The organism is Streptomyces sp. JNUCC 64, assembly GCF_054484115.1.
In genome coordinates this window covers 126888-140038 of sequence record NZ_CM137015.1, presented here as the reverse complement: position 1 = coordinate 140038, position 13151 = coordinate 126888, and the positions used below count along the sequence as shown (strand labels likewise).

Here is a 13151-nt window from a genome sequence, read left to right as displayed (position 1 = left end):
GTGGTGAGGGTACGGGTGCGGGAGACGCAGTCAGCAGCACCTCGATCGGGGAGCGGCCTCCTGTCGGGCGGCCAGCAGACGTTGGTACTCCCGTGGCGTGGGCACGGGAGCACCCGGATGGTCGGCGCGGTGGCGCGCGCAGTACCGCTCGTACGCGCTCTCGCCGGTCAGTTCGCGCAGGTACCAGTGGATCCAGCGCAGGGCGCGGCGCGCCGGCCCGGCGCCGGCCGGGCCGCGCCCGCCGGCGCCGGTGCCGTGCCCGCCGGCGTCCGGAACGCGGTGTCCGGGACCGTCCGTCCCGGATCCGCCGGAGCCCGGGACGCGCTGCCCGGGACCGTCCGCGGCGGCCCCGTCGGAGCCAGGGGTCCGGGGTCCGGCGGCGCCCGCCGGGGGCGCCGTCACGAGGCGTCCCCGGAACCGGCCGGGGACCCGGCGCCCGCCAGCGCCCGGGCCGGTTGCGGGGTGGCGATGGCGGACGGCACGTGCGGGGTCTCGGTGGTCAGGGCGTGCTCCGGGGCGCGCACCGCGCGGACGCAGACCACCAGCGCGTTCACCAGCACGGTGAGCACCAGCAGCACGAACAGCACGATCAGCACGCCGTCCACGGTGGAGTTGGTGACCACCGTGCGCATGTCGTCCATCGAGGTCGCGGGCGGCAGCACCTTCCCCGCGTCGATCGCCTCGGAGAACCGCTCGCGCTGGGCGAAGAAGCCGACCCGGGGGTCCTCGGAGAAGACCTTCTGCCAGCTCGCGGTGAAGGTCACCGTCACGATCCAGGCCAGCGGGACGCCGGTCACCCATGCCCAGTGCCGTCGCCCCGAGGTGATCAGCAGGGTGGTGGCCACGGTCAGCGCGATCGCCGCGAGCAGTTGGTTGGCGATGCCGAAGAGCGGGAAGAGCTGGTTGATGCCGCCCAGCGGGTCGGTGGCGCCGACGTACAGGAAGTAGCCCCATCCGGCCACCACCACCGCGCTGGCGAACCAGATGCCGGGCTTCCAGTCGACCCGGCCCATCGGCTTGAAGACGTTGCCCAGCATGTCCTGGAGCATGAACCGGCCGACCCGGGTGCCCGCGTCCACGGTGGTCAGGATGAACAGCGCCTCGAACATGATGGCGAAGTGGTACCAGAACGCCTTCAGTCCCTCGCCGCCGATGACGTCCGAGAAGATCTGCGCCATCCCGACCGCCAGGGTGGGGGCGCCGCCGGTCCGGGCCACCAGGCTGCTCTCGTCCACCGCCCGGGCCGCCGCCGCGAGTTCCTCCGGGGAGATGGTGAACCCGAGCCCCGCGACCGCCTGGGACGCCGACTCCACGGTGGAACCGAGCAGCCCGGCGGGCGCGTTCATCGCGTAGTAGAGCCCCGGGTCCAGCACCGCGGCGGCGATCAGCGCCATGACGGCGACGAACGCCTCCATCAGCATCGCCCCGTAGCCGATCATCCGGACCTGGGACTCCTTCTGGATCAGCTTCGGGGTGGTGCCCGAGGCCACCAGGGAGTGGAAGCCGGAGAGCGCGCCGCAGGCGATGGTGATGAACAGGAACGGAAACAGCGACCCCGCGAAGACCGGCCCCGCCCCCGAGGACGCGAACGACGTCACCGCCTCGGCGTTCAGCCGGGGGGCGGCGATCAGCACCCCGGCGGCCAGCAGCACGATGGTGCCGATCTTCATGAACGTGGACAGGTAGTCGCGCGGCGCCAGCAGCATCCACACCGGCAGCACCGACGCCACGAACCCGTACGCCACCAGACAGACCACCAGGGTGGTCGGGCTCAGGGTGAAGGTCTCCGCCAGCGAGGAGTGCTCGATCCAGCCGCCGCCCACGATCGCGAGCAGCAGCAGCGCCACCCCGATGACACTGGTCTCCAGCACCCGCCCGGGCCGCAGGACGTGCAGGTAGAACCCCATGAACAGGGCGATCGGGATGGTCATCGCCACCGAGAAGGTGCCCCACGGGGAGTGCGCCAGGGCGTTGACCACGACCAGCGCCAGCACCGCCAGCAGAATGATCATGATGGCGAACACCGCCAGCAGGGCCGCCGTCCCGCCCACCCGGCCGAGCTGGTCCCGGGCCATCTGCCCGAGGCTCTTGCCGTCCCGCCGCATCGACAGGAACAGCACCACCATGTCCTGCACGGCCCCCGCGAAGATGACGCCCGCGACGATCCACAGCGTCCCCGGCAGATATCCCATCTGCACCGCGAGCACCGGCCCCACCAGCGGCCCGGCGCCCGCGATGGCGGCGAAGTGATGGCCGAGCAGCACCCGGCGGTCCGTGGGCTGGAAGTCCACCCCGTCGTCGAACCGCTCCGCCGGGGTGGCCCGGGTGTCGTCGAGCCGCAGCACCCGCCGCGCGAGGAACCGCGCGTAGAAGCGGTACGCGATGGCGAACGAGCCGAGCGCGGCGGCCAGCAGCCAGATCGCCGACACCTCCTCGCCCCGCGACAGCGCGAGCACCCCCCAGGCGACCGCGCCCACCAGGGCGACGAGGGACCAGATCAGGACCGATTTCCAGCGGAGCCGGGAGGGGGACGTGGGGGTTCCGGACACGGAGGAATCCTTCTGTTCGCAGGGAGGACGTGACGAGGGGCAGACATACCGGGCTGACGTCCCACCGGTCACGGACTTCACGGAACTCACGGAAAGCGCACACGAATCACCCCGTTCCCCGCCGGTGGCCCCGCCGCCCGGCCGGGCCCGGGACGCGGTTCACGAACCGGGCGAACCCCTGCTGTCCCGGGTCAGCAGATGCGCGACCAGCAACGACACCGCGCACCCCGGCACCCAGGCCAGTTGGTACCAGTAGAAGAAGGGCACCCCGGCCAGCTCCGGCCGCGCACCGGCGTACCAGGGCACCCAGACCAACGCGACGACGGGAAGGAGCAGAAAGGAAGCCGCCACGACACGCCGTGCGGTGATACGGCCGGAATGCTGCGTCTGTCCGTCCCCCGCCACGGGCTCCTCCTCGTCCCCCCGCTCCCGTACCGCTCCGGTCTGTGCAAGAGTTGCCGACGCCCCCGGTTCGGTTGACAGCCTCGGTGGTGGATTTTCGGACGGTTCTCCCGAAGTTCCCCGCCACGCCGCCGTCTTCGGAACGCCACGCGCGGGTGACACGGGCGCGGTGGTACGCGGCGGGCCGACCGGACGGCCCGCTCCGCTCCTCCCGCCCGGACCGACGGGAAGCAGCACCACAGGCGCCGACCCGGCCCCGCGCCGCGCGCGGGACCCGGCGGCACCGGCACGGACGGGGTGGACGATGACCGATGACGGCACGCTCGTCGCGTACCTCGCGGTCGTCGGCGCGACCTCGCTGCTCGCCGTCGTCGCCCGCCGCTTCCACCCCACCGGGCGGCTGCCCTCCCTGGACGGCTGGGCGCTCGCCGACCGCCAGCTCGGCACCGGCTGGTCCTGGCTGCTGGTCGGCGGCACCTTCTTCACCGCCTACACCTTCACCGCCGTGCCCGGACTCGCCTACGGCAACGGCGCCGCGGCCTTCTTCGCCCTCCCCTACACCATCATCGCCTGCCCCCTGGCGTTCGTGCTGCTGCCCCGGCTCTGGGAGGTCTGCGCCCGCAACGGCTACGTCACGGTCGCGGACTTCGTGCGCGGCCGCTACGGTTCCCCGCCGCTCGCCCTGGTCGTGGCCCTCACCGGCATCCTCGCGACCATGCCGTACCTCGCGCTCCAACTCCTCGGCATCCGCGCGGTCCTGGCCGCCGGGGGAGTGGACACCGACGCGCTCACCGCCGACCTCGCGATGGTCGTCCTCTTCGCCGGTCTCGCCGTCGCCACCTTCCGCTACGGACTGCGGGCGCCCGCCGTCATCGCCGCCTTCAAGGGCGTCGCCGTCTTCGCCTCGGTGATCCTCGCGGTCTGGCTGGTCCTCGACGACCTCGGGGGACCGGGCGCCGTCTTCGAACGCGCCGCCCACCACATGGACCCCGGCGGCGCCGACGGCTCGGCGCTGCTGCTCGCCCCCCGCCAGCAGACCGCCTTCGCCTCCCTCGCCCTCGGCTCCGCCTTCGCCGCCGTGATGTACCCGCACCTGCTGACCGCCGCGTTCGCCGCCCGCGGCCCGGACACCCTGCGCCGGGTCACCATCGCGCTGCCCGCCTGGATCGCCGTCCTCGCCCTGTTCAGCCTGCTCGGCATCGCCGCGGTCGCCGAGGAGGTCCAGGTCACCGCCGGGGGAGCGGAGGCCGCGGTGCCGCTGCTGGTGGACCTGCTGATGTCACCCCCGGTGGCGGGGCTCGTCTTCGGCGCCATCACCGTCGGCGCCCTGGTCCCCGCCGCCGTGATGTCCGTCGCCGCCGCCACCTCCTTCGTCCGCAACGTCTACCTGGAGTACGTCCACCCCACCGCGACCCCCAAACGGCAGGTCCGGATCGCCCGGTGGGTCTCGCTCATCGCCAAGGTGGGCGCCGTCGCCTTCGTCTTCGGGCTGCGCGACCAGGCCGCCATCAACCTCCAACTCCTCGGCGGGGTCTGGATCATCCAGATCTTCCCCGCCGTCGCCGTCGGCCTCTACACCAGCTGGCTGCACCCCCGGGCCCTGCTCGCGGGCTGGGCGGCGGGGATGGCCCTCGGCACCTGGCTGGTGGTCCACCAGGGCTTCTCCCCGGTGGTGCCGCTCGGCCCCACCGGCCACACCGTGGAGGTCTACGCGGGCCTCGCGGCACTCCTGGCGAACCTCCTCGTCGCCGTGACGGCCACCCCCGTCCTGCGCCGCTCCGGCGTCGTCCGAGGCGCCGACACCACCGCCCTACCGCCCGGCCTGGCCTTCAGGCGCCGCCCCGGAACAGGAGCGAGCAGCACATGAGACGGATGAGACGAGCGGGCCGCGCCCTCACCCTCGCCGACCGGGCACCGGCGCCCGGACCGGCCGCGACGGCGTCCGTGCCCGGCCCGGAGGAGGGCACCGCGCTCCCCGACGGCGCCCCGCCGACGGGCCCGCCCGGACCCCCGGGGGCGCCGCCCGGCGAACTGCCCGACCGGGAACGGGACCTCGCCCTGGCCGGACTCTTCGGCGAGCACTACACGGCCATGCTGCGGCTGGCCACCCTCCTCGGCGCCGACGACCCGGAGAACATCGTCGCCGAGGCGTACTACCAGCTCTACCGCAAATGGCGGCGGATCCGGCAGACCGACCGCGCCGAGGCGTATCTGCGCTCCGTGGTCTGCAACCTCACCCGGATGCGCATCCGCCACCTCCAGACCGTCCGCAGGCACACCGAGGCGCCCGCCCCCCTCCGGGCCGCCGCCGCCTCGGCCGAGCACGACGCGCTCCTCCAGGACGACCAGCGGGTGCTCATCGCCGCGGTGCGGCGGCTGCCCGCCCGGCAGCGCGAGGCGCTCGTCCTGCGCCACTGGATGGGGCTCAAGGAAGCCGAGATAGCCGACGCCATGGGCATCTCGGCGGGTTCGGTGAAGACGCACACGGCACGGGGGATCGCCGCCCTCACCAAGGCGATGGAGGCCCGCAGATGAGTGGTCCCGACACCGAGCGGAGACTGCGCGAGGCACTGGAGGCCGTGGCGCACCAGGTGCGTCCGGCGCCCGACGCCTACCGCACGGCGCGCGGCGCGTGGCTGCGGCGCGAACGGCGCCGACGGCTGGTCCTCGCCGCGCTGGTCGCCGTGGTCTTCACCCTGGCCACCCTGGTCGGACTCTGGGTGCTCAACAACGCGCCCGCCGCCTCCGGCGTCATCTTCAACGACCAGCGCTCACCCGCCTCCTACGCCCCACCGGTCGCCCCGGGCAGCTGACCGCCCCCGGGCACGGCCCCGGACCCCCAAGCGGCCCCCGGGCCCACCCCGTCCACCAGTGCGGCCAGCGCCCCGGCCAGCGCGGTCAGCCCGTCGTGCGGCGCCCCGCCCGGCTCCGTCATGTAGACGTCACGGCGGATCTCCACCATCAGCGCGCTCACCCGGGCGTCCCGCCCGTGGAACGCCAGCGGCACGTACGTCCCCGCGAACGGACTGTCGAGCCCGGTGCCGCCGAACCGGTCGAACGCCGTCCGCGCCAGCGCGGTCAGCCCCGGCGGGGTGTGGAAGGCGTCGGTGCCCAGACACACCGGCGGCCGCTCCCCCTCCCCGTGCAGCTCGTAGGGGAGCGGCGCGGTCGGGTACGAGTGCACGTCCACGATCACCGCGCGGCCGGTCGCGGCGAGCCGGTCGGCCACCGCCGTGCGCATCGCCTCGGCGTAGGGGTGGAAGTGGCGCTCCAGCAGCGGCCCCGGGTCGAAGTCCGCAGCCCGCAGCGGCGCCCGGTGGCTGGTGCGGGTGTAGACGGCGCCCATCCCGGCCGCCAGCATCTCCTCGCGCTCGTCGGGGAACCGCTCGGGGTCCACCACCAGCCGGGACAGCCCGTTGACGAACCGCCAGGGGGTGAGCGCGGCGGACCCGGCGGCCAGCTCCGCGATCCGCTCGGTGTGGGCGTCCGTGAGGTGGTCCAGTTCCCGTTCCAGCTCCGGCCCGTCCAGCAGGAGGTCCGCGCGGACCCCGGGCGGCACCACCCGGGAGGAGTGCGGCACGTGCAGGATCACCGGGGAACCGGGATCGCCCGGGTGGAGCCGGAAGGACGGGACGGGGGCGTCGGGAGCAACGGCGGCGGAGGGCATGGTCCCAGCCTGTCACGGCCGCCCCCGGTCCCGGCGCACGGGACGCCCGCACCCGCGCCCACCGCCCCGTCCGCCGCTCCCGCCGGGCGCCCTCCACCCGGCGGACCAGCGACGGACGCCGTCCGGCCGGACGGCGGGACCGCCGTCCGCCGCCCCGCCCCGGTCCCGGCGAAGCACCGGTGAAGCGCCCGGCACCGTGCCATACTGGCCAAATCGCAAGCCCGTACGCCCATTTGCCCCCATGGACGGGACCGCGCGTCCCCGCCGACGCGGCGGCGCACGGGACCGGCGAACCGTCCGGCCCACGTCCTGGAGGAGGCATCCCCGTGTCCGACCGTGACCCGATGCGCGAGGCAGCGGAGATACGCGCCCGGATCGACACCACCAAGCCGCACTCGGCGCGGTTCTGGAACTACTTCGTCGGCGGGAAGGACAACTACGAGGCCGACCGGGAGATCGGGGACCAGATCAAGGAGATCTTCCCTGGACTCGTCGACGTGGCGCGCACCAGCCGCCACTTCCTCGGCCGGACCGTCCGCCACCTCGCGGGCGACCTGGGCGTCCGTCAGTTCCTGGACATCGGCACCGGTCTGCCGACCGCCGACAACACCCACGAGGTCGCCCAGCGGATCGCCCCCGACGCCCGGATCGTCTACGTCGACAACGACCCGCTGGTCCTCACCCACGCCCGCGCGCTGCTCACCAGCACCGAGGAGGGCCGCACCGACTACCTCGACGCGGACCTCTACCGGCCCGACGCCGTCCTGGCCGCCGCCGGGGAGACCCTCGACCTCACCCGGCCCGTCGCCCTGATGATCCTCAACACCCTCGGCCACGTGGCCGACCCCGCGCGGGCCCGCGCCCTGATCGCCGACCTCCTGGCGGGCCTGCCCTCCGGCAGCTACCTCGTCGTCTGCGACAGCACCGCCACCAGCGAGGGCATGATCGCTGCCTCCGAGGCGTACAACGCCAGCGGCGCGGTGCCCTACTACGTGCGCTCCCCCGAGGAGATCACGGCCTACTTCGACGGACTGGAACTGCTCGGACCCGGGATCGTGCCGGTCACCCGGTGGCACCCGGACCCCGACCGCGACGAGGACCCGGAGATCGACGCCTACGGGGGCGTCGGCCGCAAGCCCTGACCGCACCGCTCCGGGCCCGTCCGCGCCGCCGTGCGGGCCCGGGAGCCCGCGAGGGTCCCGCGCGCCCGTCCTCACCCGTCCGGTCGGTCCGGAGGTGCGGACGGCGGCGCCCGCTCCTTGACTGGGGGACGGGCGGGGACGGACCACCACCGGGAGGCGGCACGTGAAGGCGCACTTCGGACGGGGTGTCACGGGCGTCGCCCTGGCGGCGGCGCTGGCCGCCACCGCGACGGGCTGCTCGGACGGCACGACCTCCCCCTCGGGCGCGGTCTCCCAGGCCGCCTCGGCGGGCGCGGACCTGGCCTCCCGCGCGGCGGAGGCGGCTGCCTCGGCGTCCGCCGCCGTCCAACAGCAGATCGACGGCATCAAGGACGGCGTCGACGCCCGCGACGCGGTGAAGCTGTCCGGTCAGGACACCGACGCCGACGGACGGGTCACCGTCAAGGCCACCGCCCGCAACACCACCGACGACGCCAAGTCCTTCCTCGTCCAGGTGACGTTCCGGGACTCCGGCGGCAACCTCCTGGACACCGTCGCCGTGACCGTGTCCGACGTGCCCGGGGGCGGCTCCAAGGACGCCACCGCCCGCAGCACCCGCACCCTGTCCGGAACCGTCCGCACCGAGGTCGAACGGGCCGTCCGTTACTGACGGGCGCAGGTGCTGCCCGACTGGACACCCCGAGCCGTCGGGTAGCACTGCAGGGCGAAGTCCGCCGGATCGTCACTGACGTACCGCCCGACACAGGAGTCCCGGGTCACCAGCCCCTTGCCCCGGCAGTAGGCGACCGCCTCCCGCCCGTCGGCGAAGCCCGGGACGTAGAACACCCAGTAGCCGGGGCGCAGCGAGGCGAACCCGCCGCTGTCCAGGACCCGGACCCCGGACAGCCCCCTCTCCCGCAGCAGCGCCGCCTGCTCCCGCCGGGCCGCGTCCCCCCGGGACTTCCCCACCGACGCCAGCTGCGCCACCCAGGTCCCGCCGGGCCCCGAGTCCGCCGCCCCGCTCCGGGAGGGGGCCGCCGGGGCGGAGGGCGACGGGGACGCGGGCGCGGACGGCGACGGGGAGGCCGCCGACGGCGAGCCGCTCCGGGCCCGTTCCGTGACGGGCGGCCGGGACGCCTCGCCGTCCCGGCCGCCGTCGCGCAGCGTGAGGACCAGCGCGGCGGTCGTCGCCAGCGCCACCACCACCGCGACCGTCGCCACCACCACCGGCACCCTCGACCGGGCCGGGGCGTCGGGGCGGGGCGTGGGCACCGGCCCCGGCCCGACGCCCCGGACGCGGGGCGGGACGGCGGTGGCCACCGCCGTCGGCCGCCGCTCGGGCGTCCGGCCGCTCTCCACCTCGGCGAGCAGCGCGTCCAGCCGGGCCGCGTCGGGCCGTTCGCGGGGGTCGCGGACCAGCACCGCCTCCAGCACCGGGGCCAGCGCCCCGGCCCGCTCCGGCGGCGGCACCGGATCCTCCAGGACCGCCGTCAGCGTGGCGAAGGTCGTCGTCCGCCGCAGCGGGCTCACCCCGGTGACCGCCACGTACAGCACCAGCCCCAGCGACCACAGGTCGGAGGCGGGATCGTCGTCGGCGCCCCGGACCCGCTCGGGGGCCATGTACTCGGGCGAGCCGACCAGCTGCCCGGTGAGGGTGAGCGTGCCCGCGTCCCGCAGCGCGGCGATGCCGAAGTCGGTGAGCACCGCCGAACCGTCCTCGCGGAGCATGATGTTCGCGGGCTTGACGTCCCGGTGGTGCACCCCCGCGCGATGCGCGGCACGCAGCGCTGACAGCACCTGACGGCCCAGCCGCGCGGCCTCCACCGGGGTCATCGGCCGCTCGGCCGCCCGCTCCTGGAGCGTCCGCCCCGGCAACAGCTCCATCACCAGCCACGGCTGGGGCTCCTCGTCCACGCCGGGCACCGGCCGGGGCTGCGCGGTCTGGTGGATCGTCACCACATGGGGGTGACGGATCCGGGCCAGCGCCCGGGCCTCCCGCAGCACCCGCTCGCGCAGCACCGCGCGGTCCTCCCCGGAGAGCCCCGCCCCCGCCGCCCTGACCTCCTTCAGCGCGACCTCGCGCCCCAGCGTGGTGTCCCGGGCCCGCCACACGGTGCCCATGCCGCCGCTGCCGAGCCGCTCCAGCAGCTCGAACCGTCCGTCGATGATGTCGCCTGGCGCGCCCACCGTTCCCCCTCCGCGCCGTCCTTCTCCGGGGCCAGGGTAGGACGAGCGGCGGCCCTCCGGCGAAGCGGCACGGGCGGCGGGTGCCGGGGACGCCCCGCCGGGCGGGTCCGCGCGCCCGGCGTGCCCGTCCGTTTCCCGTTTGCCCGGGACCGTCTCCACGCCCGATGATCGCCCCATGCCCGATCTCACCGCCCCCGACGGGACGCGCCTCGCCTACCACCCTTCCGGCACCGGGGAGCCGCTGCTCTGTCTGCCCGGCGGCCCCATGCAGGACTCCGGCTACCTCGGGGACCTCGGCGGCCTCGGGGCACGGCACCGGCTGGTCCGGCTCGATCTGCGGGGCACCGGGGACTCGGCCGACCCCGCCGACCCCGCGACCCAGCGCTGCGACCGGCAGACCGGGGACGTGGAGGCGCTGCGGCTGCGGCTGGGCCCGGACCGGGTGGACCTCCTCGGCCACTCGGCGGGCGGCGACCTGGCGCTGTCGTACGCGGTCCGCCATCCGCACCGCGTCCGCCGCCTGGTCCTCGTCGCCGCCCCCGCCCGCGCGCTCGGGGTCCCGGACACCCGGGAGGACCGGCGCGCGGCGCTGGCCCTCCGCGTCGGCGAACCCTGGTACCCCGCCGCGTACGAGGCGTGGGAGCGGGTCTGGTCCGGCACCGCCACCTGGGCCGACCGCGAGGCCGTCGACCCTTCCCTGTACGGCCGCTGGGACGCCGAGGCCCAGGCCCACGCGGCGGCCGAACGCGCCCAGCGCCATCCGGAGGCGGCCTTCCGCTACGGCGGCCCCGGAGCCTTCGACCCGGCCGCCGCGCGGGCCGCGCTGGCCTGTCTGGAGGCGCCCGTGCTGGTCGTCGCCGGGGAGCTGGACGGCGGCCCGTCGCCCCGGGCGGCCCGTGAGTGCGCCGGACTCTTCCCCCGGGCCCGGCTGGTGGTCCTGCCGGGCGCCGGACACTACCCCTGGCTGGACGCCCCGGAACCCTTCGTCCGGGCGGTCACGGCCTTCCTGGCCGGGGAACCGGTGGGGGAGGAGCCCACCGGGCCGACCGGCCTCGTGCTGCGGCCCGCGCGGCGCGGGGAACTGCCGCGCCTCCAGGAGATCGAGACCGCCGCCGGACGGGCCTTCGCGGACGCCGGGATGCCGGAGATCGCCGCCGACGACCCCCCGACACTGGCCGAACTCGCCCGGTTCGCCGCCCGGGGGAGCTGCTGGGTCGCCGCCCCGGACGGCGGCGCGCCGGTGGCGTACCTCCTCGCCGAACCCGTGGACGGCGCGCTCCACGTCGAGCAGGTGTCGGTCCACCCGGACGCGGCCCGGCGCGGTGTCGGCCGGGCGCTGCTGGACCACGCGGAGGCCCACGCGGTCGCCGTCGGCGCCGGGGCGCTGACCCTGACCACCTTCACCGACGTCCCGTGGAACGCGCCCTACTACGCCCGGATCGGCTTCCGCCCGCTCACCGGGGACGAACTCACCCCCGGACTGCGGGAGATCCGGGAACGGGAGGCGGAGCACGGACTCGACCGCTGGCCCCGGACCGTGATGCGCCGCCCGGTCGGGTCCCGTTCCTGACCCGCGACGCGCCGGTCGGGGCGCGGCCGGGAGCGGCTAGCGCGCTTCCGGCCGGTCCGGCAGCCGTACGACGGCGGTACCGGCCTGGGACTCGCCGAACCCCCAGCCCGCGACGAGGGAGCAGCCGACCGCTTCCAGGGCGTGGGTGGACGGCCAGACGCCGGCGCCCAGGTAGTGGCCGCCCCCGCCGCGCGCGTCGTCCTCGCCGAGGCACAGCATGCGGAGGTGGTCACGGAGCCCGGGGGGCGCGACCGCGCCCAGCCGCTCCTCCCAGGGCTCCTCCGCGGAGCGCGGGTAGCCCAGGGCGTGGACCGGCACCAGGTGTCCGGGGCCGCGCCCGGTGAAGGTCGCGGCCCGCATCGCGTCGGTGAGGGTGCCGTCCGTGGCCACCCGCAGCAGTACACCCAGCCAGCCGTTCAGCTTCTCGGACCCCGGGCGGGTCAGATCGACCCCGTGCCGCTCCAGCAGCGGTCCCAGCTCCCGCCCGTGCGCCAGCGCCCGGCCGTCCTCGTCGACCGTGGAGACGGCCCGCAGGGCGGCGGCGAAGGCGTCGTCGAACGGCCGGGGCCCCTTGTGCCCGCCCTCGCCCCACAGGCCCGTTCCGGCCAGGAGGTGGGCGTCGAACCAGAACAGGGACCCGCCCAGGTCGAACCGCCACGCCCAGGGGGAGAACGGGTACTCCTCCTGGTCCGCGTCCGGCAGCCGGGCCGGCTCCCGGGCGGCCAGGGCACCGGGGGTGGCCCAGGGGTTGGGGAACAGGAACTCGTCGAACGGGTCCGAGGCGTGGTACACCCCGTACCGGGCGGTGGGGTCGGCGGCGGGCCTTCCGTCCAGCAGGATCGCGAAGGCGTGGTCCAGCGAGGCGTCCCACGCGCTGGGGCCGGTCGCCGGGTCCGTCTCGGGCGTCACGATGAGCGCTCTCCTCCTGCGTGTCGGGCGGGTCGACGCAGGGTACGCGAGGTGTCGGGCGCGCCGTGGAGGCTTTCCGTGCCCGTGCCCGTGGTCCGGTGCGGGTGGGCTCGTCACACGTGGACGCCCGCCGGTCGGCGGGGCGCGCGGTGGGACCCCGCGCCCCGTTACCGGTCCGGGAGCGGGGACTTCAGATGCCGAAGGGCGCCGCGTAGCGGACGACCCCGCCGGGCAGGGGGTGCTCCGGGTCCAGGGCGAGGGCCATCAGGGCGTCGTCCGGTACCTCGAGCGGGATGCTGATCCCGTGTCCGGAGGCCCGCTCGAAGCCGAACCTGGGGTAGTACTCCGGGTGCCCGAGGACGACGACGAACCGTTCCCCGAGCCGGTCGGCGGCGGCGAGCGCGGCCCGGGTGACGGCGGCGCCCGCCCCCGTCCGCTGATGGGAGGGGAGGACCGCCACCGGGGCCAGGCACAGGGCGGGGACGGCTCCGATGTGACAGCGGGTCAGCAGCGCGTGCCCGACCGGCTCGCCCCCGGTGCCGACGGCCACCAGGGACAGCCCGTCGATCCAGGCGGGGTCCTCGCGCAGCGCGTCCACGAGGTCCGCCTCGGCGGGAGTCCCGAAGGCCGCCAGGTTGATGGCGCGGACCGCGGCGGTGTCCGCGTCGGTCTCCACCCGGGTGGTCCAGTCGGTCTGTGCGTTCATGCAGGTCGGTCCGCTCTCTGGGGTGTGGGCACGGGCAGGG

General features: G+C 75.5%; 13 protein-coding genes. 6 read left to right on the top strand and 7 right to left on the bottom strand.

Going from position 1 to position 13151, the window contains the following annotated elements:
• Window positions 1–30: 30 nt before the first annotated feature.
• The 3 genes from ACVWNX_RS00550 to ACVWNX_RS00540 form a co-directional block, all read right to left on the bottom strand.
• Window positions 31–402: a YbdD/YjiX family protein gene (locus ACVWNX_RS00550; RefSeq protein ID WP_454411837.1), complete on the bottom strand. Its 372-nt coding sequence runs from the start codon at window positions 400–402 to the stop codon at window positions 31–33.
• Window positions 399–2549, bottom strand: coding sequence for a carbon starvation CstA family protein (locus ACVWNX_RS00545; protein WP_454411836.1), 2151 nt, complete (start codon window positions 2547–2549; stop codon window positions 399–401). Before ACVWNX_RS00545 ends, ACVWNX_RS00550 begins: the two co-directional genes overlap by 4 nt.
• 159 nt (window positions 2550–2708) lie before the next feature.
• Entirely contained in the window at window positions 2709–2900 is a 192-nt protein-coding gene (locus ACVWNX_RS00540; RefSeq protein ID WP_454411835.1) for a DUF3311 domain-containing protein, read from the bottom strand.
• A gap of 355 nt (window positions 2901–3255) precedes the next feature.
• Here ACVWNX_RS00540 and ACVWNX_RS00535 point away from each other — a divergent pair, with 355 nt between their 5' ends.
• Genes ACVWNX_RS00535 through ACVWNX_RS00525 form a run of 3 tightly spaced genes read left to right on the top strand, consistent with a single transcriptional unit; the run spans window position 3256 to window position 5764 of the window.
• Complete coding sequence (locus tag ACVWNX_RS00535) at window positions 3256–4818, top strand: sodium:solute symporter family protein (RefSeq protein WP_454411834.1); 1563 nt, start codon at window positions 3256–3258, stop codon at window positions 4816–4818.
• The gene (locus ACVWNX_RS00530) at window positions 4815–5486 is read left to right on the top strand and encodes a sigma-70 family RNA polymerase sigma factor (protein ID WP_454411833.1); all 672 of its coding nucleotides are present in this window, start codon (window positions 4815–4817) and stop codon (window positions 5484–5486) included. The genes ACVWNX_RS00535 and ACVWNX_RS00530 overlap by 4 nt, the downstream gene beginning before the upstream one ends.
• Window positions 5483–5764 carry a hypothetical protein gene (locus ACVWNX_RS00525; RefSeq protein WP_454411832.1) on the top strand — a complete coding sequence of 94 codons (282 nt, stop codon included), beginning with the start codon at window positions 5483–5485 and terminating at the stop codon, window positions 5762–5764. Before ACVWNX_RS00530 ends, ACVWNX_RS00525 begins: the two co-directional genes overlap by 4 nt.
• On the opposite strand, the gene ACVWNX_RS00520 is transcribed toward ACVWNX_RS00525, so the two are convergent.
• Window positions 5734–6618 (bottom strand): N-formylglutamate amidohydrolase, encoded by an 885-nt coding sequence (locus ACVWNX_RS00520; protein WP_454411831.1) that lies wholly within the window; start codon window positions 6616–6618, stop codon window positions 5734–5736. The genes ACVWNX_RS00525 and ACVWNX_RS00520 overlap by 31 nt on opposite strands.
• Before the next feature lie 326 nt (window positions 6619–6944).
• Here ACVWNX_RS00520 and ACVWNX_RS00515 point away from each other — a divergent pair, with 326 nt between their 5' ends.
• Window positions 6945–7760 (top strand): SAM-dependent methyltransferase, encoded by an 816-nt coding sequence (locus ACVWNX_RS00515; protein WP_454411830.1) that lies wholly within the window; start codon window positions 6945–6947, stop codon window positions 7758–7760.
• 163 nt (window positions 7761–7923) lie between these two features.
• A complete protein-coding gene (locus ACVWNX_RS00510; RefSeq protein ID WP_454411829.1) occupies window positions 7924–8409 on the top strand; it encodes an FxLYD domain-containing protein in 486 nt (161 codons plus the stop codon).
• On the opposite strand, the gene ACVWNX_RS00505 is transcribed toward ACVWNX_RS00510, so the two are convergent.
• Complete coding sequence (locus ACVWNX_RS00505) at window positions 8403–9926, bottom strand: serine/threonine-protein kinase (protein ID WP_454411828.1); 1524 nt, start codon at window positions 9924–9926, stop codon at window positions 8403–8405. The two genes, ACVWNX_RS00510 and ACVWNX_RS00505, sit on opposite strands and share 7 nt — an antisense overlap.
• Window positions 9927–10101: 175 nt before the next feature.
• Here ACVWNX_RS00505 and ACVWNX_RS00500 point away from each other — a divergent pair, with 175 nt between their 5' ends.
• Entirely contained in the window at window positions 10102–11496 is a 1395-nt protein-coding gene (locus tag ACVWNX_RS00500; protein WP_454411827.1) for an alpha/beta fold hydrolase, read from the top strand.
• Between the two features lie 36 nt (window positions 11497–11532).
• On the opposite strand, the gene ACVWNX_RS00495 is transcribed toward ACVWNX_RS00500, so the two are convergent.
• On the bottom strand, window positions 11533–12405 hold the full coding sequence (locus ACVWNX_RS00495) for a hypothetical protein (protein ID WP_454411826.1): 873 nt from the start codon (window positions 12403–12405) through the stop codon (window positions 11533–11535).
• 190 nt (window positions 12406–12595) lie between these two features.
• Entirely contained in the window at window positions 12596–13111 is a 516-nt protein-coding gene (locus ACVWNX_RS00490; protein ID WP_454411825.1) for a GNAT family N-acetyltransferase, read from the bottom strand.
• Window positions 13112–13151 lie beyond the last annotated feature (40 nt).